21 protein-coding genes are annotated in these 22,269 nt (G+C 69.7%); 4 read left to right on the plus strand and 17 right to left on the minus strand.

Annotated features, from left to right (window positions below):
• Positions 1–96: 96 nt before the first annotated feature.
• From FHU30_RS43415 to FHU30_RS43425, 3 genes are all read right to left on the minus strand, one after another.
• Positions 97–1,404 (minus strand): IS256 family transposase, encoded by a 1,308-nt coding sequence (locus FHU30_RS43415; RefSeq protein ID WP_372503903.1) that lies wholly within the window; start codon positions 1,402–1,404, stop codon positions 97–99.
• 233 nt (positions 1,405–1,637) lie between these two features.
• Positions 1,638–2,231, minus strand: coding sequence for a DUF4291 domain-containing protein (locus FHU30_RS43420; protein ID WP_253883565.1), 594 nt, complete (start codon positions 2,229–2,231; stop codon positions 1,638–1,640).
• Between the two features lie 41 nt (positions 2,232–2,272).
• Positions 2,273–3,184 (minus strand): AraC family transcriptional regulator, encoded by a 912-nt coding sequence (locus FHU30_RS43425; protein ID WP_253883566.1) that lies wholly within the window; start codon positions 3,182–3,184, stop codon positions 2,273–2,275.
• A 174-nt stretch (positions 3,185–3,358) separates the two neighbouring features.
• On the opposite strand from FHU30_RS43425, the gene FHU30_RS43430 reads away from it, so the two are divergent.
• Together FHU30_RS43430 and FHU30_RS43435 are read left to right on the plus strand one after the other, a co-directional pair.
• Positions 3,359–3,679: an EthD family reductase gene (locus FHU30_RS43430; RefSeq protein ID WP_253883567.1), complete on the plus strand. Its 321-nt coding sequence runs from the start codon at positions 3,359–3,361 to the stop codon at positions 3,677–3,679.
• A 78-nt stretch (positions 3,680–3,757) separates the two neighbouring features.
• Positions 3,758–4,228, plus strand: coding sequence for an NUDIX domain-containing protein (locus tag FHU30_RS43435; protein ID WP_253883568.1), 471 nt, complete (start codon positions 3,758–3,760; stop codon positions 4,226–4,228).
• Positions 4,229–4,255: 27 nt separating this feature from the next.
• Here the strand turns inward: FHU30_RS43435 and msrA are convergent, their stop codons facing one another.
• Together msrA and FHU30_RS43445 are read right to left on the minus strand one after the other, a co-directional pair.
• The gene (gene msrA / locus FHU30_RS43440) at positions 4,256–4,897 is read right to left on the minus strand and encodes a peptide-methionine (S)-S-oxide reductase MsrA (RefSeq protein ID WP_253883569.1); all 642 of its coding nucleotides are present in this window, start codon (positions 4,895–4,897) and stop codon (positions 4,256–4,258) included.
• A gap of 10 nt (positions 4,898–4,907) precedes the next feature.
• Positions 4,908–5,528 carry a class I SAM-dependent DNA methyltransferase gene (locus FHU30_RS43445; protein WP_253883570.1) on the minus strand — a complete coding sequence of 207 codons (621 nt, stop codon included), beginning with the start codon at positions 5,526–5,528 and terminating at the stop codon, positions 4,908–4,910.
• An 87-nt stretch (positions 5,529–5,615) separates the two neighbouring features.
• Between FHU30_RS43445 and rarD the strand changes: the two genes are divergently transcribed.
• The gene (gene rarD, locus FHU30_RS43450) at positions 5,616–6,524 is read left to right on the plus strand and encodes an EamA family transporter RarD (RefSeq protein ID WP_253883571.1); all 909 of its coding nucleotides are present in this window, start codon (positions 5,616–5,618) and stop codon (positions 6,522–6,524) included.
• Positions 6,525–6,743: 219 nt separating this feature from the next.
• Positions 6,744–7,136, plus strand: a complete 393-nt coding sequence (locus FHU30_RS43455) for a hypothetical protein (protein WP_253883572.1) — start codon at positions 6,744–6,746, stop codon at positions 7,134–7,136.
• A gap of 107 nt (positions 7,137–7,243) precedes the next feature.
• On the opposite strand, the gene FHU30_RS43460 is transcribed toward FHU30_RS43455, so the two are convergent.
• Genes FHU30_RS43460 through FHU30_RS43515 form a run of 12 tightly spaced genes read right to left on the minus strand, consistent with a single transcriptional unit; the run spans position 7,244 to position 22,263 of the window.
• Entirely contained in the window at positions 7,244–8,239 is a 996-nt protein-coding gene (locus FHU30_RS43460; protein WP_253883573.1) for a polyprenyl synthetase family protein, read from the minus strand.
• 20 nt (positions 8,240–8,259) lie between these two features.
• A complete protein-coding gene (gene nuoN, locus FHU30_RS43465; RefSeq protein ID WP_253883644.1) occupies positions 8,260–9,849 on the minus strand; it encodes an NADH-quinone oxidoreductase subunit NuoN in 1,590 nt (529 codons plus the stop codon).
• A 2-nt stretch (positions 9,850–9,851) separates the two neighbouring features.
• The gene (locus FHU30_RS43470) at positions 9,852–11,417 is read right to left on the minus strand and encodes an NADH-quinone oxidoreductase subunit M (RefSeq protein ID WP_253883574.1); all 1,566 of its coding nucleotides are present in this window, start codon (positions 11,415–11,417) and stop codon (positions 9,852–9,854) included.
• Positions 11,414–13,327, minus strand: coding sequence for an NADH-quinone oxidoreductase subunit L (gene nuoL, locus FHU30_RS43475; protein ID WP_253883575.1), 1,914 nt, complete (start codon positions 13,325–13,327; stop codon positions 11,414–11,416). The genes FHU30_RS43470 and nuoL overlap by 4 nt, the downstream gene beginning before the upstream one ends.
• 13 nt (positions 13,328–13,340) lie before the next feature.
• A complete protein-coding gene (nuoK, locus tag FHU30_RS43480; protein ID WP_253883576.1) occupies positions 13,341–13,640 on the minus strand; it encodes an NADH-quinone oxidoreductase subunit NuoK in 300 nt (99 codons plus the stop codon).
• Positions 13,637–14,533: an NADH-quinone oxidoreductase subunit J gene (locus tag FHU30_RS43485; RefSeq protein ID WP_253883577.1), complete on the minus strand. Its 897-nt coding sequence runs from the start codon at positions 14,531–14,533 to the stop codon at positions 13,637–13,639. Before FHU30_RS43485 ends, nuoK begins: the two co-directional genes overlap by 4 nt.
• Positions 14,530–15,075, minus strand: coding sequence for an NADH-quinone oxidoreductase subunit NuoI (gene nuoI, locus FHU30_RS43490; protein ID WP_253883578.1), 546 nt, complete (start codon positions 15,073–15,075; stop codon positions 14,530–14,532). Before nuoI ends, FHU30_RS43485 begins: the two co-directional genes overlap by 4 nt.
• Complete coding sequence (gene nuoH, locus FHU30_RS43495; RefSeq protein WP_253883579.1) at positions 15,062–16,411, minus strand: NADH-quinone oxidoreductase subunit NuoH; 1,350 nt, start codon at positions 16,409–16,411, stop codon at positions 15,062–15,064. Before nuoH ends, nuoI begins: the two co-directional genes overlap by 14 nt.
• Positions 16,408–18,894: an NADH-quinone oxidoreductase subunit G gene (locus FHU30_RS43500; RefSeq protein ID WP_253883580.1), complete on the minus strand. Its 2,487-nt coding sequence runs from the start codon at positions 18,892–18,894 to the stop codon at positions 16,408–16,410. Before FHU30_RS43500 ends, nuoH begins: the two co-directional genes overlap by 4 nt.
• Positions 18,891–20,192, minus strand: coding sequence for an NADH-quinone oxidoreductase subunit NuoF (gene nuoF / locus FHU30_RS43505; RefSeq protein ID WP_253883581.1), 1,302 nt, complete (start codon positions 20,190–20,192; stop codon positions 18,891–18,893). Before nuoF ends, FHU30_RS43500 begins: the two co-directional genes overlap by 4 nt.
• Positions 20,189–21,016 (minus strand): NADH-quinone oxidoreductase subunit NuoE, encoded by an 828-nt coding sequence (gene nuoE / locus FHU30_RS43510; protein ID WP_253883582.1) that lies wholly within the window; start codon positions 21,014–21,016, stop codon positions 20,189–20,191. The genes nuoF and nuoE overlap by 4 nt, the downstream gene beginning before the upstream one ends.
• Positions 21,013–22,263: an NADH-quinone oxidoreductase subunit D gene (locus FHU30_RS43515; protein ID WP_253883645.1), complete on the minus strand. Its 1,251-nt coding sequence runs from the start codon at positions 22,261–22,263 to the stop codon at positions 21,013–21,015. The genes nuoE and FHU30_RS43515 overlap by 4 nt, the downstream gene beginning before the upstream one ends.
• Positions 22,264–22,269 lie beyond the last annotated feature (6 nt).

Raw genomic sequence — 22,269 nt, forward strand, 5'->3', positions numbered from 1 at the left:
CGACTTACACCGAAAAATTGACAGTCCCCTAAAGATCCTTTTGGAGCTTGTAACTCGAGGTGTGTAAAGATGATCTTGTGGTGGGTCTGGTTGTGTTTACCGGATGCGGCCCGGGTAGGCCTGGGCGAGTTCGTTGAGTGCTTCGGGCCAGCCGTAGGTTTTGGTGCCCTCGACGAGTCGGGCGGGTTGGAAGGGATGCTTGTCGCCGTTGGCTCGTTTGGCGGCGCGTTCGCGGGCGCGTTTGTCCTCGATGTTGACGATGGCCAGCCACAGCAGTTTGACGACTGCGTCGTCGGTCGGGAAGTGGCCGCGGGCCTTGGTGACCTTGCGGAGTTGGTAGTTCAGTGACTCGATGCTGTTGGTGGTGTAGAGCAATCGGCGGACTGCGGGTGTGAAGGCCAGGAACGGGGTGACCTGTTCCCAGGCCGTCTCCCACACTTTCACCGCCTGCGGGTAGCGTTTTCCCAGCTCGCTGGTGGCCAGGGTGGCCAGGGCGTCGAACGCGGCGTCGGCGTCGACGGCGGTGTAGACCTTCTTCAGTTCGGCCGCGACCGCGGCGCGGTCCTTGCGTGGGACCGGCCGCAGTGCGTTGCGGATCAGGTGGACCACGCAGGTCTGGACGGTGGCGTGGGGGAAGGCCGCGGTGATGGCGTCCTCGAACCCGCCCAGCCCGTCGCAGCAGGCGATCAGGATGTCGGTGACTCCACGGTTGCGCAGGTCGGTGACGACACCGCGCCAGAACCCGGCGCCTTCTCCGACCGGGCCGTCGGCGGCCTTGGGCACCCAGATGCCCAGCACGTGCTTGTCGCCGTCGGTGTCGATCCCGACTGCCAGGTACGCCGGCTTGTTGTGCACGACGTGGTTGTCGCGGACTTTCACCACGATCGCGTCCAGGAACACCACGGCATAGACGGGGTCGAGCGGGCGGCGCTGCCAGGACTTGACCTCCTCCATCACCTGCTCGGTGATCCGGGAGACGGTCTCGGGACTGAGCCGGGTCCCATACACCTGGTCGAGGTGGTGGACGATGTCACGGACCGTCATGCCGTGCGCGTACAGGCTGATGACCATGTCGTCCAGGCCGCCGGAGACGCGCCCGGCGCGTTTGGGCACCAGCATCGGCTCGAAGCTGCCGGCCCGGTCCCGCGGCACCGCCACCTGAACCGGCCCGACCCCGGTCTGCACCGTCTTGCGGATCTTCCCGTTCCGGGCGTTGCCCGCCACCGCGCCCGCGCCCTGCACATGCCGGTCATAGCCCAGATGCGCGGTCAGCTCGGCCTCCAACGCCCGCTCCAGGACGGCCTTGACCAGATCACCCAGCATCGAGCCCTCACCGGTCAGCCGCAGCCCGCCGTCCTGGTCCCGGGACCTGGCCAGCAACTCATCCAGCAGCCGATCGTCCATCAGCTCCCGGATCGGACGACGCACCGTTTCCTGCTCGGACTCACCCACCTCCAACACGGTAGCCGGAAGATCACTTACGGTGGTCGAGGTGGTGCCGTCGACACCATCGATCACAGACATCACGTGTGGTTCTCCCCCCGAAGAACGTGGGCGCTTCGCCCACTGATCACTTGCTCCCCAACAAGATCACTTTCCACACCTAGAGAGATACCTCCTCCTTTTGGGGGTACGGGTTACGCGCCGAGGTGTTTGAGCAGGTTGTTTGTGATGGGGTAGGGGCGTTCGTTTGGGAGTAGGCGCGTTGCTGCTTCCAGGTTGTGCTGCTTTACCAGGGCGTGGATCTCTTGGGCTTGGGGGGTCACGTCGGTGATGGAGACGAGCCACTCGTCCGCGTAGCGTTGCGTGGCCTCGCCGGAGAGGCCGAGCTGGAGCGAGCGGTGGGGCAGCGGGCGCAGGTGCAGGTCGCGTTCGGGGTCCCATTGGACGCGGGCCGGTGAGCGCTTGACCTGCCGCTGCCAGGCGGCGCGATCTGCGTGGACGCCGTGGACGTAGTGCGACAGGCACGAGTTGCGGAGGGCCCATTCGAAGCCCTCGCGCGTGATCTCCACGGCGAGGACGGTCTCCTGGCCGGGCTTCTCGCCCCAGCCGCAGCGGTACATCATCCACAGGAAGGACGGCTTGATCCAGGTCATCCGGTCCCGCTTCCACGTCGGGGGGAAACGGCCGTCCCGCGCCGCGTCCGGTCCGATGGCTGGGCCGTACGCCTGGTAGACGGTGATCGTGGACGCCGTGTAGAGAGCTCGGATGCGGCGGAGTGGTTCTTCCATGCCGTTGATGGTGGTGGCTGCTGTCGGCGGGCGGCCAGTCATTATCGGTGCCGCGAGTTTTGCCGCCAGCGCGTGGGAGGCGTGCCGTAGCGGTTCTTGAAAGCGCGGCTGAAGGCGGCCTCGGATTCGTAGCCGACGTTCTTCGCGATGAGCGCGACCGGGAGGATGGTGTCGCGGAGCAGGTCGGTCGCGGCGTCCAGGCGCATGTGGGCGAGGTAGGTCGCGGGCGGTTTGCCTACGCGTTCGGCGAAGCGGGCGGCGAAGGCCGAGCGGGAGAGGTTGCAGGCCCGGGCCAGCTTCTCGACCGTCCAGTCACGGGCGGGATCTCCGTGGATCGCGCTCAGGGCCACGCCGATCTGCGGGTCGAAGGCGCCGGCCAGCCAGTTGGGCTCGGCGTCCGGACGGGCGGCCCAGGCGCGCAGGATCTGGATGAAGATCAGGTCCAGGATGCGCGCGATCATCACCGCCGACCCCTGCGACGGCGACTCCATCTCGATCATGATCATCTTGCGGGCGACCTGGAGCCCTTCGGGGCCGGACGCGCCGCTCATCACGACCACGGCGGGGAGGCTTCCGAGCAGGTGGCTCGCCTGCGGGTCCCCGATCGTGAACGTGCCGGAGAGCCAGCGTGCCGACTCGCCGCCGACCCAGTGCCGGTCGCCTCGCGGCAGCAGCACGAAGTCCCCGCGGCTCAGGTGCCTGACCTGCGTGTCTCCGTCGATTCGAAGGACGATCCCGCCCTCCTCGACGATGTGCAGGCATCCCACATCGGCGAAACCGAGTGAAGAGCCCGGGGAAGCAGCGTGCGCGACGATCCGTTCTCCGCTCAAACGGACGCTGCGGAGCAGTTCCGAGAGCAAATCGTGCGGCTGGTCCAAGCCTTCGAGCGTGGGCGGCTCGGTTAAGCCCTGCACCCCTGGACGATCTGCAAGATTCTCCGGCGGAGCGGTCATGGTCGCCACCCGTCCTCATATCTACGCTTCATCAACAGCGAGCGAGCCACCAACGCGAGGGGCAATGATTTCGCCGCCATACGCCAATCGACAGGTGATTATGGCGGCGGAAATTCGTCCGGGCCGGGGGCCGCTCGACTTCACCGACCGAGACTAGCAAGCGGGAGATCTTCCATGGCGGAAAAGGGAAACCCCACCAAGATCACGTTCGTCTATTCCCACCCGTCCGACCCGGAGGCGTTCGAGGCGGCCTACCCCGACCAGCTCGCGCTGGCCCGCAAGCTTCCCGGCCTGACCAGGCTGCAAGCGTCGAAGGTCTGGCCCAAGGAGGACGGCAGCCCGACCCCGGCCTACCGCCTGCTGGACCTGCACTTCGCCGACTACGCGTCGGCCAGCGCGGCCGCCGCCGAGGCCGGCCCTCTCGTCGGCGCCACTCGCGAACACGCCACCGGCGGCGTCATCATCGCCTTCGCCGAAATCCTCGAAGACGCCTAACCCGAACAACGGAACAGCCTTGGCCGGGAGGGAAACCCCATTCCCTCCCGGCCGACAGTTGTCTCCTACAGTCGTCCTGTGACCGCAGATCCGACCGAGAGCTTCGCCACGCCCCGCGCCGCCGCAGGCGTCCTGTTCTTCGACCAAGAGGGCGACGTGCTGCTGGTCGCCCCTTCCTACAAGGACTACCGCGACATCCCCGGCGGCTATATCGAACGCGGCGAGACGCCGAAACAGGCCGCCGTCCGCGAAGTCCAGGAAGAACTCGGGATCACGCCCACGATCGGACGGCTCCTGATCGCCGACTGGGCGCCCACCGAAACCGAGGGCGACAAGGTGCTGTTCGTCTTCGACGGCGGAACGCTCGCACCGGAGCAACTCAACGAGATCCACCTCGACCCCGCCGAACTCAATGCCTACGAGTTCCACCCCGTGGCCAACATCCACGAGCTGACCATCGCGCGCCTCGCCCGCCGCATCGTCCAAGCCCACGAGGCGCGGGCAGACGGATCAACCCGCTACCTCGAACACGGCCACCCCACCAGCTGAGCCAAAGGGCGGTCGGCCAGGCAAAGGTCAGTCAGTAGTGAGACCGACAGGGCAGGAAAGGCCCGTGCCGCCGATTCCGCAGTAGCCGTTGGGGACCTTTTGCAGGTACTGCTGGTGGTAGGGCTCGGCGTAGTAGAAGGGCGGAGCCTTTTCGATTTCGGTGGTGATCTCGCCGTAGCCGGCTTCGGTGAGCACCTTCTGATAGGCGGTTCGAGAGGCTTCGGCTGCGGCTTGCTGGGCTTCGCCGTGGGTGTAGATGGCGGAGCGGTACTGGGTGCCCACATCGTTGCCCTGGCGCATGCCCTGGGTGGGGTCGTGGGACTCCCAGAAGACCTTGAGGAGGGCGGCGTAGGTGACCCTGGCGGGGTCGTAGACGACGCGGACGGCCTCAGCGTGGCCGGTCTGGCCGGAGCAGACCTCTTCGTAGGTGGGGTTCGGGGTGTAGCCGCCCTGGTAGCCGGTGGCGGTCGTGATCACGCCCTCGGTCTCCCAGAACTTGCGCTCGGCGCCCCAGAAGCAGCCCAGGGCGAAGTCGGCGATCTCGGCGCCTTCGGGGTAGGGCGGGGTGAGCGGGGCGCCCAGGACCTCGTGGCGGGACGGGACGGGCATCGGCTCGTCCCGGCCGGGCAGGGCGTTCTCCGGCGTGACCATCTTCGCGAAGCCGAACATGCTCCTCAGCCTACGTCCGCGTCGCGAGGATCGTCGCGCGGGTGGTCTCCACCTCGTGGACGTAAGGATTCCGTTCGATGTAGGCGTCCGGGGTGAGGCCCGCGTCCTGGAGGGCGGACTCGATCTCGGCGCGCTGGTAGAACTGGAAGTCGAGGTCGACGGGCCGGTCGAACCACTGGTCGAGGTGCCGGACCTCGTCGCCGAGGTGGAACGAGAGCAGCGCGGCGCCGCCCGGGCGCAGGACGCGGCGGAACTCGGCGAACGCGGTGGGCAGCTCGGCCGGGGCCAGGTGGATGATCGAGTAGCAGGCCGCGATGCCGCCCCAGATCTGGTCGGGGACGTGCAGGTCGCGCATGTCCGCGACGTGGAACCCCAGGTCCGGGTGGGCGGCCGAGGCGATCTCGATCATGCGCGGGGACAGGTCCAGGCCGAGGGGGCGGGCGCCCTGGTCGGCCAGGTAGCGGGTGACGTGGCCGGGGCCGCAGCCCAGGTCGGCGATGGGACCCAGGTCGTCCACGCGCTCGACCAGGTGGGTGAGGAGGGCGCGGTCGAGGGGCTTGCCGTCCAGCTCGGTCGTGAAGCGCTCCGCGTACGCCTCCGCCACCTCGTCGTAGCTGTCCCGCGTGCCCATGATCGTCCCCCTTGCGCAGTCATCAGCGTCACCTGGATTGGCTGCTTACGTCCTGGTAGGTTCCTCGTTGTGGTCAACCGTCGCGGAATGGTATTCGGTGTCGCCGCCTACGTTCTCTGGGGCCTGTTCCCGCTCTACTGGCCGCTGCTGAAGCCCGCCAACGCGGTGGAGATCCTCGCGCACCGGATCATGTGGTCGCTGGTCGCGGTCGCCGCCATCCTCGCGGCGGGACGGAACTGGGCCTGGATCCGCACGCTGGACCGGCGGAGGCTCGGGCTGCTCGCCCTGGCGTCGGTGCTCATCTCGGCCAACTGGGGCACCTACATCTTCGCGGTCAACACGGGCAAGACCATCGAGGCGTCGCTCGGCTACTTCATCAACCCGCTGATCAGCATCCTGTTCGGCGTGGTGATCTTCCGCGAGCGGCTGCGGCCCTGGCAGTGGGCCGCGGTCGGGTTCGGGACGGCGGCGGTCGCCGTCCTTACGGTCGATTACGGACGCCTCCCTTACATCGCCCTCATTCTCGCCACGTCGTTCGGCGTCTACGGGCTGCTGAAGAAGTTCGCGGACATGCCGTCCGCGGAGAGCCTGGCCGTCGAGACGACCGTCATGTTCGTCCCGGCGCTCGCGGCGTCGGTCGTGATGCAGGTGAACGGGTCGGCCGCGTTCGGGCACCACGGCCCCGGGAACGTGGCGCTGCTCGCCGCCGCGGGCATCGTGACGGCCGTCCCGCTGCTGCTGTTCAACGCCTCGGCGGTCCGGGTGCCGATGAGCACGCTCGGGCTGCTCCAGTACCTCGCGCCCGTCCTGCAGTTCCTGATCGGCCTGCTGGTGCAGCACGAGGCCATGCCCGCGAGCCGCTGGGCCGGGTTCTTCCTCGTCTGGACGGCGCTGCTCATCCTCACCGCGGACGGCCTGCTCACCGGACGCCGCACGCGCCGCATCGCCCGCCAGGCGGCCGGAACCCCCGACCCGGTGGCCGAGCCCGCCGCCTGACTCCCGAGCCCTCCCGCCTGACTCGCGAGTCCTCCGCCTGACTCCCGAGCCCTCGGCCGGCTCTTCGGCAAGAGCTACGAAGAAGGCTGAAAGTTTCCTGAGAGATATGACAACCTTTGGCTGACTAAACCTGTCTATAGAGTGAGTTGCCCCGCACCCGCTAGAGTGCGGGAGATCACACCACCTGCCGTCCACCCCACATCACCCGAGGAGCCCCGGTTGCGTCTGCTCAGCACGGCCGTCGTCGGAGCGGCCATTGTCGGAGCCGGTCTGCTCGCCCCCGTTTCGGGCGAGGCCACCGCCGCATCGCGCGACGTCACCTTCAGCCCCTCCGTCGCCCGCCCGGGCCAGCACGTCCAGCTGGACGTGCTCAAGTGCGCGGTCGGCAAGAAGAAGCACTGGGCGTCCTCGAAGGCCTTCACCAAGCATGTCGTGATCTACGGCAAGGGCGCGGACGGGCAGGGGAAGGCGACCGTGAAGCGCGGCCTCAAGTCCGGCACCTACAAGGTGACCGTGCACTGCGAGACCCGCACGCTGGTCGCCAAGATCCGCGTCTCGAACAAGCCGTGGCCGGCCGTGATCCCCTCGCCGCTCACCCCCGGCGTCCGCTGAGCTAGCCGCACGAACGGAAAAGGCCCTCCGCAGAGGGCCTTTCTCATGTCGCCGTGCACCGCCCCGCCGCGCGCCGTGCCGTCCTGCGCGCCTGGACGGACGGCTGATCAGCCGGTGCGGGAGACCACGTAGTCGCAGAGGCCGATGAAGGCCGCGCGGGCCGGGATGTCCGGCAGCGTGAGCAGGTCGGCGCGGGCGTCCTCGGCCCAGGAGCGCATGTCGGCGCGCGCCCGGTCCATGGCCGGGTGGGCGCGCAGCAGCGCGAGCGCCTCGGCGTGCAGGACGTCGTCGGTGAGGTCGGTGACCAGCAGCTCGCGCAGCCGCTCGTCGTCCGGGCCGGAGCCGACGCCCTCCAGCACCAGGTGCATCGGCAGCGTCCGGATGCCCTCGCGCAGGTCGGTGCCGGGCGTCTTGCCGGACTCCTCGGTCTCGGACGCGATGTCCAGGATGTCGTCGCAGAGCTGGAACGCGATGCCGATCTTCTCGCACGCGGAGGTGATGGTCTCCACGACCTCCGGGGACGCGCCGGCGAGCAGCGCGCCGAACTGGCCGGACACCGCGATCAGCGACCCCGTCTTGTCAGACATGACCGACAGGTAGTGCTTCAGCGGGTCGACGCCCTCGGCCGGGCCCACGGTCTCCTGGATCTGGCCGCGGACGAGCCGGGCGAACGCCCGCGCCTGGATCCGGACGGCCTCGGGGCCGAGGTCGGCCAGCAGGTCCGACGCGCGGGCGAACAGGTAGTCGCCGGTGAGGATCGCGACGGTGTTGTTCCACCGCGAGTTCGCCGACTCCTGGCCGCGCCGGACGGTCGCCTCGTCCATCACGTCGTCGTGGTAGAGCGTCGCCAGGTGGGTCAGCTCGACCACGACGGCCGCCGGGACGACGCCCGGCGCGTCCGGGTTGCCGAAGTGGGAGGCGAGCAGCACGAGCATGGCCCGGAACCGCTTGCCTCCCGCATCGACGAGGTGCTTGGAGGCTTCGGAGAGCAGCGGGTCGTCGCCCCTGGCGGAGGCGAGCAGAAGCTCCTCCACCGCGGCGAGCCGCTCCCGCACATCTGAGGCCAGCCCTTCGGGCAGACCGAACGGAACGGCGCTACTCACCCAAACCCCCTACGGAGCCACTACCGGACGAACATCTGTGTCGCGGCGTGTCCCGCCAGGTCCAGCATCGGCTGGGGCAGGACGCCGAGTACCACAGTAGCCGTGACGCCGAGCGCCACGGCAGCCGCGGTGGCGGGTCCCGCGACCACGGTCGGGCCGTCCGCCTCGGGCTCGCTGAAGAACATCACCACGATGACCCGGACGTAGAAGAAGGCCGCGACCGCCGAGGACAGGACGCCGACGACGACCAGCGGGGTCGCGTGTCCCTCGACCGCCGCCTTGAAGACCGCGAACTTCCCGGTAAACCCGGACGTCAACGGAATTCCGGCGAAGGCTAGCAGGAAGAACGCGAAAACGCCCGCGACGACCGGGGACCGCTTGCCCAGGCCCGCCCACCGCGACAGGTGCGCCGCCTCGCCGCCCGCGTCCCGCACCATGGTGATCACCGCGAACGCGCCGACCGTGGTGAAGCCGTAGGCGACCAGGTAGAACAGCGTGCCCGCAAGGCCGTCCCGGGTCACCGCGATCATGCCGGTGAGCAGGAAGCCGGCGTGCGCGACCGACGAGTAGGCCAGCAGCCGCTTCAGGTCGGTCTGGGTGATCGCGATGACCGCGCCCGCGACCATCGTGAGAATCGCCACACCCCACATGAAGGGCCGCCAGTCCCACTTCAGCGTCTCGAACCCGACGTAGTAGACGCGCATCAGCGCGCCGAACGCCGCGACGAGCGTGCAGGACGCCATCAGCGCGGTGATCGGGGTCGGGGCGCCCTGGTAGACGTCCGGCTTCCACATGTGGAACGGCACCGCGCCGATCTTGAACAGCAGGCCGACCGACAGCAGCGCCAGCCCGGCGAGCATCAGCGTCTCGCTGCCCGCGTCCTTGCTGAGCTGGTCGGCGATGTCCGACAGCCGCACCGAGCCGGCGTAGCCGTACAGCAGCGCCGTCCCGTACAGGAAGAACGCCGAGGAGAACGCGCCGAGCAGGAAGTACTTGACCGCGGCCTCCTGCGACAGCAGGCGGCGGCGCCGGGCCAGGCCGCACAGCAGGTACAGCGGCAGCGACATGATCTCCAGCGCGACGAACATCGTCAGCAGGTCGTTGGACGCCGGGAACATCAGCATCCCGCCGACCGCGAACATCATCAGCGGGAACACCTCGGTCTGGGTGATCCCCGCCGCGGTGGCCAGCTGCTCGGCCTCCTGCTCGGCCTCGGTGCCCGGGAGCGCCGCGGCCTGCGCGGTGAAGTGGCCCTGCTGCCGCTCGGCGATGAGCAGCAGCGAGACCAGGGCGAGCACGAGGATCGTGCCCTGGACGAACAGGGTCGGGCCGTCCACGCCGATCGCGCCCATGGCGGCGGCGTGGAACGGCTTGTCCCGGGCGGCGAGCGCGATCGTCCAGGCGAACCCGGCGACCAGCCCGACCGCGGCGAGCGGCACCTGCACGTAGTACCGGGTGCGGCGGCCGACGAACGCCTCCACCAGCACCCCGGCGACGGCCGCGCCGAACACGATGAGCATCGGGGCGAGCTGCCCGTACTCGATGTGCGGCGCGGGCAGCTTCTCCCCGCCGGACGGGGCGGCCGCGAGTGACGCGGCTACCAACGACATGCTCACGGCCGGGCTCCGTTCTCGGCGACGTTACCGTTGATCTTCGGTGCCGGGTCGCGGACGTCCACCCGGGCCAGGCCCTGCTGGACCGACGGGTTGATGGCCTTGAGCACCGGCTGGGGGAACAGGCCCATCGCCACGATGATCGCGATGATCGGGGCGACCGCGAGCTTCTCCCGGACCGTCAGGTCGGGCATGCCCTTGACCTCGTCCCGAGCGGGGCCGCCCATGGTCCGCTGGTAGGTCCACAGGATGTAGATCGCGGCGAGCACGATCCCGGACGCGGCGAGCACCGCGGGCACCCGGTGCCGGCTGAACGTGCCGATCAGCACCATCAGCTCGGACACGAAGGTGGACAGGCCGGGCAGCGAGAGCCCGGACAGGCCCGCGACCAGGAACGTCCCGGCGAGCACCGGGGCGACCTTCTGGACGCCGCCGAACGCGTCGATCCGCGCGGACCTGCGCCGCGCGATCATGAATCCGACGAGCAGGAAGAGCGCGCCGGTGGAGAACCCGTGGTTCACCATGTACAGCGTCGCGCCGGACTGGCCCTGCGTCGTCATCGCGAAGATGCCGAGCACGATGAACCCGAAGTGCGACACCGAGGTGTAGGCCACCAGTCGCTTGAGGTCCACCTGCCCGATCGCCAGGACCGCGCCGTAGACGATGCTGATCACCGCCAGGGCCAGGACGACCGGGGTCGCCCACTTCGCCGCGCCGGGGAACAGCTCCAGGCAGAACCGGAGCATGCCGTAGGTGCCGACCTTGTCGAGCACGCCGACGACGAGCACCAGCGCGCCCGCCGGGGACTGCGCCGCGGCGTCCGGCAGCCAGGTGTGGACGGGCACCATCGGCGCCTTGATCGCGAACGCGACGAAGAAGCCGAGGAACAGCCACTTGGCCGTCATGCCGTCCACGTGCATGGTGCGCAGCTCGTCGAACATGAACGTGCCGTGGCCGAGCTTGTCCTGCGACAGCGGGTACAGCCAGACGACGGCGACGAGCATCAGCAGCCCGCCGAGCAGCGAGTACAGCAGGAACTTCACGGCCGCGTAGGACCGCTGCGGACCGCCGTAGGACCCGATGAGGAAGTACACCGGGATCAGCATCGCCTCGAAGAAGACGTAGAACAGGAAGACGTCGGTCGCCGCGAAGACGCCGACCATCATCGCCTCCAGCGCCAGCAGCAGCGCGAAGTACGTCTTCACCGACCGCTTCGGCGGGGTGTCGGTGCCGCCGGAGCGGCCCGCCTCGTCCCAGGACGCGATGACCACGAGCGGGACGAGGATCACCGACAGCAGGACGAGCACGAGCGCGACGCCGTCGACGCCGACCGCCCAGTGCACCCCGAACGACTTGATCCACCAGTACTTCTCGGTGAACTGGAACCGGTCGCCGCCGACCTTGAACGCGGTCGTCATCACGATCGCGAGGACGGCCTCGACCACCGAGATCGCGAGCGCGGCCTGCTTGGCCAGCGCCTCGTTCTCGCGCGGCAGCACCCCCACCAGCAGCGCGCCGACGGCGGGCAGCGCGATGAGGACGGTCAGCCAGGGGAAGTCGGTCATGACGCGTTCACCACCAGGAGGGCGGCGACCACGATGGCCGCGCCGAGGTACATCGAGAGGGCGTAGGACCGGGCGAACCCGGTCTGGATCCGCCGGATCCGGCCGGAGGTCCCGCCGACGCCGGCCGCGATGCCGTTGACCGCGCCGTCCACGCCCCGGTTGTCGAACCAGACCGCGAGCCGGGTCAGCCACTGGCCGGGCCGCATCAGCAGCGACTCGTTGATGGCGTCCCCGTACAGGTCGCGGCGGGCCGCGCGGGTGAGGACGGACCCGGCCGGGGCCTCGACCGGCACCGGACGCGCCGCGTACTGCCGCCAGGCGATCGCGACGCCGATCACCATCAGGACGAGGGTGGCCGCGCCGGGCGCGGTCAGCCACTTGAAGGTGTGCTCCTCCGGCTCGCCGACCACCGGGGCCAGGAAGTCGGAGAACCCGCCGAGGACGAGGAAGCCGCCCGCGAACACCGACCCGAGGGCCAGCAGGATCAGCGGGACGGTCATCACCTTCGGCGACTCGTGCGGGTGCACGCCCTCCTGCCAGCGCTTCTCACCGAAGAAGGTCATGAACATCACGCGCGACATGTAGTACGCGGTGATGCCCGCGCCGATCAGCGCGCAGGCGCCGAGGATGTTCCCCGACGTGCCGCCCTTCTCGAACGCGGCCTCGATGATGCCGTCCTTGGTGAAGAACCCGGAGAACGGCGGGCACCCGATGATCGCGAGGAACCCGAGCCCGAACGTCGCGTAGGTCACGTACATGACCTTGCGCAATGCGCCGTAGTGCCGCATGTTCACGTCGTCGTTCATCGCGTGCATGACCGACCCGGCGCCGAGGAACAGGCCCGCCTTGAAGAAGCCGTGCGCGATCAGGTGCGCGATGGCGAAGGCGTAGCCGGGCTTGCCGAGCCCGGCGGCGAGGTGCATGTAGCCGATCTGCGACATCGTCGAGCCGGCGAGCGCCTTCTTGATGTCGTCCTTGCCGGTACCGATGATCGCACCGGCGAGCAGCGTGGCCGCGCCGACGATCGTCACGACCAGCTGCGCGTCCGGCGACATCTCGAAGATCGGCGCGGACCGGACGATCAGGTAGACCCCCGCGGTGACCATGGTCGCCGCGTGGATCAGCGCCGACACCGGGGTCGGGCCCTCCATCGCGTCCAGTAGCCAGGACTGGAGCGGGAGCTGCGCGGACTTGCCGCACGCGCCGAGCAGGAGCAGCAGCCCCAGCGCGGTCGCGGTGCCCGAGGTGAGCTTGCCGGCCAGGCCGACGTGCTCGGCGCCGGTACCGAGGACGGTCGTGAAGTCGACCGAGTTGAAGGTGGCGAACATCAGCATGATCGCCGAGACCATGCCGAGGTCGCCGACCCGGTTCACCACGAACGCCTTCTTCGCGGCGACCGCGGCGGTCGGCTTGAACTGCCAGAACCCGATCAGCAGGTAGGACGCGAGGCCCACGCCCTCCCAGCCGAGGAACAGCACGACGTAGTTCGCGCCGAGCACCAGCAGGAGCATCGCCGCGACGAACAGGTTGAGGTAGGCGAAGAACCGCCGCCGGTCCTCGTCGTGGGCCATGTAGCCCATCGAGTAGATGTGGATCAGCGAGCCGACGCCCGTGATCAGCAGCACGAAGCTGATCGACAGCGGGTCGACCAGCAGGTCCATCCCGACGTGCAGCGAGCCGACGTCGAAGAAGTTCCACAGGTGCAGCGTGCGGCGGCGCTCGGCGTCGTCGTAGCCGAGCATCTGGACGAACATCCCGAGCCCGACGGCGAACGACGCGAGCGACATCGCGACGCCGAGGTAGTGCCCCCACCGGTCGGTGCGGCGTCCTCCGAGCAGGAGGACCGCCGCCCCGAGCAGCGGGAACGCGATGAGCAACCAGGCCGCGGCCTGGATCCCTTCCGCTTTCACTGGCCGCGGCCCCCTAGTACTTCAGCAGGTTCGCGTCGTCGACCGACGAGGACCTGCGGGTCCGGAAGATGGTCATGATGATGGCGAGGCCGACCACGACCTCGGCCGCCGCCACGACCATCACGAAGAACGCGATGATCTGGCCGTCGAGGTTGCCGTGCATGCGGGAGAACGACACGAACGCCAGGTTGCAGGCGTTCAGCATGAGCTCCACGCACATGAACACCACGATCGCGTTGCGGCGCACGAGCACGCCGACACCGCCGATGGTGAACAGGATCGCCGACAGCGCCAGGTAGTGTCCGGGGCTCACTTCTCGTCCTCCTCGGTCGCGGCACCGGTCTCCGGCTCGGCGGTCCCGGTGGCCGTGCGGACCGCCCGGACGTCCCGGTCGAGCGCCTGCCGCTCGGTCTGGCCGTCCAGGTCGGTGTGCCGGTGCGCGGTGTCGGTGCGGGCCGCGATGACCGGGTTGACCGACAGCTCGGACGGGGTGCCGTCCGGCAGCAGCGCGGGCATGTCGACCGCGTTGTGCCGGGCGTAGGTGCCGGGCCCGGGCAGCGGTCCGGGGTGCGCGCCGGTCTGCGCGGCGCGCCGGAACCGCTCCACCGACAGCGTCCGCTGGGTGGCCTTGGGCGAGGTGCGCTCGCGGTGCGCGAGCACCATCGCGCCGAGCGCCGCGGTGATCAGCAGGGCGCTGGTCGCCTCGAACGCGAACACGTACTTGCCGAACAGCATCGCGGCCAGGCCGCGGATGTTGCCGCCGTGCTCGGTGTTGGCGGCCTTCATGCCGGCCGAGTCGCCGAGCGCGGCGTTGCCGAAGCCGACGCCGAGCAGCACCACGAACCCGATGCCGCCGATGGCCGCCCAGAGCCGCTGCCCGCGCAGCGTCTCCACCAGCGAGTCGGTGGACGAGACGCCCACCAGCATCAGCACGAACAGGAACAGCATCAGCACCGCGCCGGTGTAGACGATGACCTGGACGAACGCCAGGAACGGCGCGTCCTGGATCGCGTACAGCGCGGCCAGCGACAGCATCACGGTCGCCAGCAGCAGCGCCGAGTGCACCGCCTTCCGCATGAAGATCATGCCGAGCGCGGCGGCGACCGACACGATCGCCAGGAACCAGAAGAAGAACGGCTCGCCGGACTGCTTGTCGGCGACGTGGCCCGCGACCACGTGCGCGGTCGCCAGGTGGCCGGCGGTCATCTCCTCTCACCGCCTTCCCCGTCCTGGGTGGCCTGCTGGAGACCGAGGCGGTAGTAGTCCTCCTCGGTCTCGCCGAGGCGCATGGCGTGCGGCGGGGTCTCCATGCCCTCGCGCAGCGGCGCGAGCAGCATGTCCTTGGTGTAGATCAGCGACTCGCGGCTGTCGTCGGCCAGCTCGTACTCGTTGGTCATCGTGAGCGCCCGGGTCGGGCACGCCTCGATGCACAGCCCGCACAGGATGCAGCGCAGGTAGTTGATCTGGTAGACGCGGCCGTACCGCTCGCCCGGCGAGAAGCGCTCCTCCTCGGTGTTGTCGGCGCCCTCCACGTAGATGGCGTCGGCGGGACACGCCCAGGCGCACAGCTCGCAGCCGACGCACTTCTCCAGGCCGTCCGGCCAGCGGTTCAGCTGGTGCCGGCCGTGGAAGCGCGGGGCCGTCGGCTTCTTCACCTCGGGGTACTGGACGGTCTCGCTCTTCATGAACATCTGGTGGAACGAGACCCCGAACCCCTTCACCGGGTTCAGGAAGTCAGTGAGTCCCACTGCTGACCTCCTCACGAGAGGATTCGGTGATGCGCGGCCGGGGCACGTCGCGGCGGCCGTGGTAGTGCGGTGCGTCCATCGGCGGGACGGGGAAGCCGCCCGCCGCCGGGTCCGGTGGAGCGGTCGCGGCGTCCGGCCGGTCGGGCCTGCGGCCGCGGGCGAACTCCCAGACGAAGCTGCCGGCGATCACGATGATCGCCAGGACGGCGACCACCACCATCAGCGACCCGACGTTGTGGCCCTCGTTCTTCAGCGCGCGGATGACCGCGACCAGCAGGATCCAGCCGAGCGAGAAGGGCATCAGCACCTTCCAGCCGAGCTTCATCAGCTGGTCGTAGCGGACGCGCGGCAGCGAGCCGCGCAGCCAGATGAAGAAGAAGATGAACGCCCAGAGCTTGACCATGAACCACAGCACCGGCCACCAGCCGGAGTTCGCGCCCGACCACACGGTGGAGATCGGGGCGGGGGCCCGCCAGCCGCCGAGGAACAGGGTGGTGCACAGGGCCGACAGCGTCGCCAGGTTGATGTACTCGGCGAGGAAGAACATCGCGAACTTCAGCGACGAGTACTCGGTGTGGAAGCCGCCGACCAGCTCGCCCTCGCCCTCGGGCAGGTCGAACGGGATGCGGTTCGACTCGCCCATCATCGTGATCACGTAGACCACGAAGGACGGGAACAGCAGCACCGCGTACCAGGTGTCGGCCTGCGCGTTGACGATCTCGGTGGTGGACATCGACCCGGCGAACAGGAACACCGCCACGAACGACAGCCCCATCGCGATCTCGTAGGAGATCACCTGCGCGGACGAGCGGAGCCCGCCGAGCAGCGAGTACGGCGACATCGACGACCAGCCCGCGAGCACGATGCCGTAGACGCCCATCGAGGACATCGCCAGCACCAGCAGCACCGCGACCGGAAGGTCGGTGCCCTGCAGCGCGGTGTGGTGGCCGAAGACCGACACGGTCGGGCCGAACGGGATGATGCTGAACGAGATGAACGCCGGCACCGCCGACATCACCGGCGCGAGGACGAAGACGACCTTGTCCACGTTCCGCGGGATGATGTCCTCTTTCAGCGCCAGCTTCACGCCGTCCGCGAGGCCCTGGAGCAGGCCGAACGGGCCGCACCGGTTCGGGCCGACGCGCAGCTGCATGCGGCCGATCACGCGGCGCTCGACCCACATCGACATGAGCACGGTGAGGACCAGGAAGACGAAGATCACCAGGACCTTGCCGCCGATCAGCCACCACGGGTCCTTGCCGAAGGTCGACAGGGTCGGGTCCGACGGGGCCGGGCCGGCCAGCACGGCCTGGCCGGCCAGGGTGAGACGACTCATCGGGAGCCTCCGATCGAGACGATGTCCCCCGCCTGCGCGCCCAGGTCGGCGTACAGCGCGACCCCGGCGGAGTTGGTCGGCAGCCAGACCACGCGGTCGGGCATGCCGGGTGTGATCTCCAGCGGGAGCGTGACCTCGCCGCGCGGACCGCGCACCGTGATCTTCGCAGTGCCTTCCGAGGGGGGACGCCCCCCCGCGCCCCCCGGCCCGGCTTCGCCGGCTGGGAGAGCGCCCGCTTCCTCGGCGGTCGCGGCGGAGACGCGGGCGACGGCGGCCTTGGCGGTTCCGGCGAGGTAGGGCTCGCCGTCCTGCATGCGGCCCTTGTCGAGCAGCAGGCGCCAGCTCGCGAGCAGCGCCTCGCCGCGGTCCGGCTGCGGCGAGGCGCCGAGCGCGACCGACGGCGCGGGCGGGCGCTCGCCGCGGAACGCGCCGAGCTCGGTCAGCTCGCGGCGCGCCGCGTCCGGCCCCGGCAGCCCGAGGTGCACGTCCATCTCGTTCGCGAGCGCGTCCAGGACCCGCAGGTCGGACATCTTCGCGGCGTTCTTCAGGACGGTGTCGAACGGGCGGCCGCGGCCCTCCCAGTCGACGAACGTGCCGGACTTCTCGGCGACGGCCGCGACCGGCAGCACCACGTCCGCGCGGTCGGTGACCGCGCTGACCCGCTGCTCCAGGCTGACCACGAACGGGGTGGCGTCCAGGGCCGCGAGCGCGGCCTCCGGGTCGGGCAGGTCGTACGGGTCGAACCCGCCGACCAGCAGCGCCCCGCGCTCCCCGACCGCCGCCGAGGACAGGATCCCGGCGGTGTCGCGGCCGGGCATCGCGGGCAGTTCCGCGACACCCCAGACGCGGGCGGTCTCGGTGCGCGCGTCCGGGTCGAACACCGGACGGCCGATCGGCAGCAGCCCCGGCAGGGCCCCGGCCTCGATCGCGCCGCGCTCGCCCGCGCGGCGCGGCACCCAGGCCAGGGACGCGCCGGTGACGTGCGCCAGCCGGACGGCCGCCGACAGCGCGCCCGGGCTGGACGCGAGCCGCTCGCCGACCATGATGACCGCGCCCGGCTTCTCCAGCAGCTCGCGGATCGCGGCGTTGTCACCGGCGACCAGGCCGCCGAGCACCTCGGCCTCGGCGCCCGGCGCGGACGCCAGCAGCGTCCCGCCGGTCTTCTCCAGCCCGCGGGTGGCGAACGGCGCGACCGAGACGACCTTCAGCCTGTTCTTGCGGAACGCCTTGCGCAGCCGCAGGAAGACGATCGGTGACTCCTCCTCGGGCTCGAACCCGGCCAGGAGCACCACCGGGGCGGCCTCCAGGTCGGAGTACGACACCTCGATCGGACGGCCCGCCACCGCGAAGGCCAGGAACTCGGCCTCCTCGGCGCTGTGCGGGCGGGCCCGGAAGTCGATGTCGTTCGTGCCGAGGGCGATGCGCGCGAACTTGCTGTACGCGTAGGCGTCCTCAAGCGTGAGGCGTCCACCGGTGAGGACTCCGGCCTTGCCTCGTGCGCGCGCGAGGCCACGAGCGGCCACCGTCAGCGCCTCGGGCCAGGACGCGACCTCCAGCTCGCCGTTCTCGTTCCGGACGAGCGGGTGGGTGAGCCGGTCGGGCTGCGTGGCGTAGGTGAACGCCCAGCGGCCCTTGTCGCAGTTCCACTCCTCGTTCACCTGCGGGTCGTCCCCGGCGAGCCGGCGGGTGATCTTGCCGCGCCGGTGGTCGGTCCGCAGCGCGCAGCCGGACGCGCAGTGCTCGCACGCCGACGGCGTGGACACCAGGTCGAACGGCCGCGACCGGAACCGGTACGCCGCGCCGGTCAGCGCGCCGACCGGGCAGATCTGCACGGTGTTGCCGGAGAAGTAGGACTGGAACGGCTTGTCGGTCGCCGCGCCCACCTGCTCCTTCGCGCCGCGCTCGAACAGGTCGATGAACGCGTCCCCGGCGATCTGGTCGGAGAACCGGGTGCAGCGCGCGCACTGGATGCAGCGCTCGCGGTCGAGCAGCACCTCGGTGGACAGCGGGATCGGCTTGGGGAAGGTCCGCTTGGCCTCGGTGAACCGGGTCTCGCCGCGCCCGTTGGACATCGCCTGGTTCTGCAGCGGGCACTCGCCGCCCTTGTCGCAGATCGGGCAGTCCAGCGGGTGGTTGATCAGCAGCAGCTCCATCACGCCGTGCTGCGCCTTGTCGGCGACCGGCGAGGTGAGCTGCGTCTTGACCACCATGCCCGGCATCACCGTGGTGGTGCAGGACGCCTGCGGCTTCGGCATGCCGCGCCCGTTGCCCGCGTCCGGGATCTCCACCAGGCACTGCCGGCAGGCCCCGACGGGGTCCAGCAGCGGGTGGTCGCAGAACCGCGGGATCTGGATGCCGAGCAGCTCCGCCGCCCGGATGATCAGCGTGCCCTTGGGGACGCTGATCTCGAAACCGTCGATGGTGCAGGTCACCATCTCGACCTGCGGCGCGACGGAGGTCTTCTTCTCGTCGGCGACGGTCATACCGCTGCACCTCCCCACAGGGTGGACTTGGCCGGATCGAACGGGCAGCCGCCCTGCTCGAAGTGCCGGATGTACTCGTCCCGGAACAGCTTGATCGACGAGACGACCGGGCTGGTCGCGCCGTCGCCGAGCGCGCAGAACGAGCGGCCGAGGATGTTGTCGGACAGGTCCAGCAGGGTGTCGAGGTCCTCCTCGGAGCCCTGCCCGGCCTCCAGCCGCTTGAGCAGCTGCTTGTACCAGTACGTCCCCTCGCGGCACGGCGTGCACTTGCCGCACGACTCGTGCGCGTAGAACTCCGACCACCGCAGGACGGCCCGGACGACGCAGACCGTGTCGTCGAAGATCTGCAGCGCCCGGGTGCCGAGCATGGACCCGGCCGCGCCGACCGACTCGAAGTCGAGCGGGACGTCCAGGTGCTCCTCGGTGAACAGCGGCGTGGACGAGCCGCCCGGCGTCCAGAACTTCAGCTTCCGGCCGCCGCGGACGCCGCCCGCCATGTCGAGCAGCTCGCGCAGCGTGATGCCGAGCGGGGCCTCGTACTGGCCCGGCTTGGTCACGTGCCCGGACAGCGAGAAGATGCCGAACCCGGCGGACTTCTCGGTGCCCATCGAGGTGAACCAGTCGGCGCCGTTGGCGACGATCGAGGGAACCGACGCGATGGACTCGACGTTGTTGATGACGGTGGGACCGCCGTAGAGTCCCGCGACCGCCGGGAAGGGGGGCTTCAGCCTGGGCTGGCCGCGGTACCCCTCCAGGGAGTCGAGCAGCGCGGTCTCCTCGCCGCAGATGTACGCGCCGGCACCGGTGTGCACGACCAGCTCCAGGTCGTACCCGGAGCCGAGGATGTCCTTGCCGAGGTAGCCCGCCGCATAGGCGTCCCGCACGGCCTGCTGCAGCCGGCGGATGACGTGCAGCACCTCGCCGCGCACGTAGATGAACGCGTGGTTCGACTTGATCGCGAACGAGCTGATGATGACGCCCTCCACGAGGACGTGCGGGTTGGCCATCATCAGCGGGATGTCCTTGCACGTTCCCGGCTCGGACTCGTCCGCGTTCACGACCAGGTAGCGCGGGTTCGGGCTGTCGGGGGGCAGGAAGCCCCACTTCATCCCGGTGGGGAAGCCCGCGCCGCCGCGGCCGCGGAGGCCGGAGTCCTTCACCGTCTGCACGATGGCGTCCGGCTCCATGGCCAGGGCCTTGCGCAGCGCGGTGTAGCCGCCCTCGCGCTCGTACCCGGCGAGCGTGAACGAGTCGGGCTGGTCCCAGTTCCGCGTGAGGACGGGAGTCAGCGTGGTCACTGGTTGCGTCCTTCCTGGCTGCCGGGCTTGACGTCGCCGCCGATGGGCTTGCCCGGCTCGTTCGGCGGCGGGTCGGTGATCTCCTCCGGCTTCACCGGCTCGTCCGGCGCGGCGCGGCCCGTGTCGGCGGCCGGGGCCGTCCAGCCGCGCTCGCGGGCGAGGTCGAGACCGCGCAGCGACTCCGTCCCCGCCTGGACGCCCTCGTGCGCGAGGCCGTCGTCGAAACCGGCCAGCACGCGGCTGGCCTGCTTCCACGTGCAGAGCGTGTTCGGACCCCGGGAAGGAAGCACTTGCTTACCCGCACGGAGGTCGTCGACCAGGCGCTTGGCCTTCTCCGGCGTCATGTTGTCGAAGAACTCCCAGTTCACCGTCATGACGGGCGCGAAGTCGCAGGCCGCGTTGCACTCGATGCGCTCCAGCGAGACCGTGCCGTCCTCGGTCGACTCGTCATGCCCGACGCCGAGGTGCTCGCTCAGCTCGTTCCAGATCTGGTCGCCGCCCATCACCGCGCACAGCGTGTTGATGCAGACGCCGACGTGGTAGTCGCCGACCGGCTCCCGCTTGTACTGGGTGTAGAACGTCGCGACCCCGGTGACCTGCGCGGGCGTGATGCCGAGCGTCTCGGCGCAGAAGTCGATCCCGCGCCCGGTGACGTAGCCGTCCTCCGCCTGCACCAGGTGCAGCATCGGCAGCAGCGCCGACCTCGGCTGCGGGTACCGCGCCAGGATGTCCTTGGCATCCCGGTCCAGCCGCTCCCGCGTCTCCGGGTCGTACGGCTCGGTGCTGCGGAACGGCGGCTCCAGCTTGAGCAGCTGCTCGCTCAACGGTCCACACCTCCCATCACGGGGTCGATCGAGGCGACCGCGGCGATCACGTCGGCGACCATGCCGCCCTCGGCCATCGCGGGCGTCGCCTGCAGGTTGGTGAAGGACGGGTCGCGGAAGTGCGCCCGGTACGGACGCGTCCCGCCGTCGCTGACCAGGTGCGCGCCCAGCTCGCCGCGCGGCGACTCGACCGCCGCGTACACCTGCCCGGCCGGCACCCGGAAGCCCTCGGTCACCAGCTTGAAGTGGTGGATCAGCGCCTCCATGGAGGTGCCCATGATGTGTGCGATGTGCCGGGGCGAGTTGCCCATGCCGTCCGCGCCGATCGCGAGCTGCGCCGGCCAGCCGATCTTCTTGTCCTCGACCATGACCGGGCCCTTGACCGACTGGAGCCGCTCGACGCACTGCTCCACGATCTTCAGCGACTCCTCCATCTCCGCCATCCGGACCAGGTAGCGGCCGTAGACGTCGCAGGTGGTCTGGGTGTGGACCTGGAAGTCGTAGGTCTCGTAACCGCAGTACGGCTGGGACTTGCGCAGGTCCCACGGGATGCCGGTGGCGCGCAGCACCGGGCCGGTGATGCCGAGCGCGGTGCAGCCGGTCAGGTCCAGGTACCCGACGTCCTTGGTGCGGGCCTTGTAGACCGGGTTGTCGTCCATCAGCTTGCGCATCGCCTTCAGCCGCTTCGGCATCCGGTCGAGGTAGTCGCGCAGCTTGCTCATCGCGCCGCTCGGCAGGTCCTGCGCGACACCGCCCGGGCGGACGTAGGCCATGTTCATCCGCAGGCCGGTGATCTCCTCGAACAGGTCGAGGGTGTACTCGCGCTCGATGAAGCCGTTCAGCATCACCGTCGTCGCGCCGAGCTCCAGGCCGAACGTCGCGATCGCGACCAGGTGCGAGGAGATCCGGTTGAGCTCCATCATCATCACGCGGATGATCTGCGCCCGCTCCGGCACCTGCTCGGTGATCCCGAGCAGCTTCTCCACACCGAGCGCGTACGCGGTCTCGTTGAAGATCGGCGCCAGGTAGTCCATCCGGGTGCAGAACGTGGAGCCCTGCGTCCAGGTGCGGTACTCCATGTTCTTCTCGATGCCGGTGTGCAGGTAGCCGATGCCCAGCCGGCACTCGTCGACCGTCTCGCCGTCGAGCGTCAGGATCAGCCGGAGCACGCCGTGCGTGGACGGGTGCTGCGGGCCCATGTTCACGACCAGGCGCTCGTCCCCGGCGTCCCGGGCGTCGGCGACCATCTGGTC

Source organism: Actinomadura rupiterrae, from assembly GCF_024172125.1.
In the GTDB taxonomy this organism is placed as follows: Bacteria; Actinomycetota; Actinomycetes; order Streptosporangiales; family Streptosporangiaceae; genus Spirillospora; species Spirillospora rupiterrae.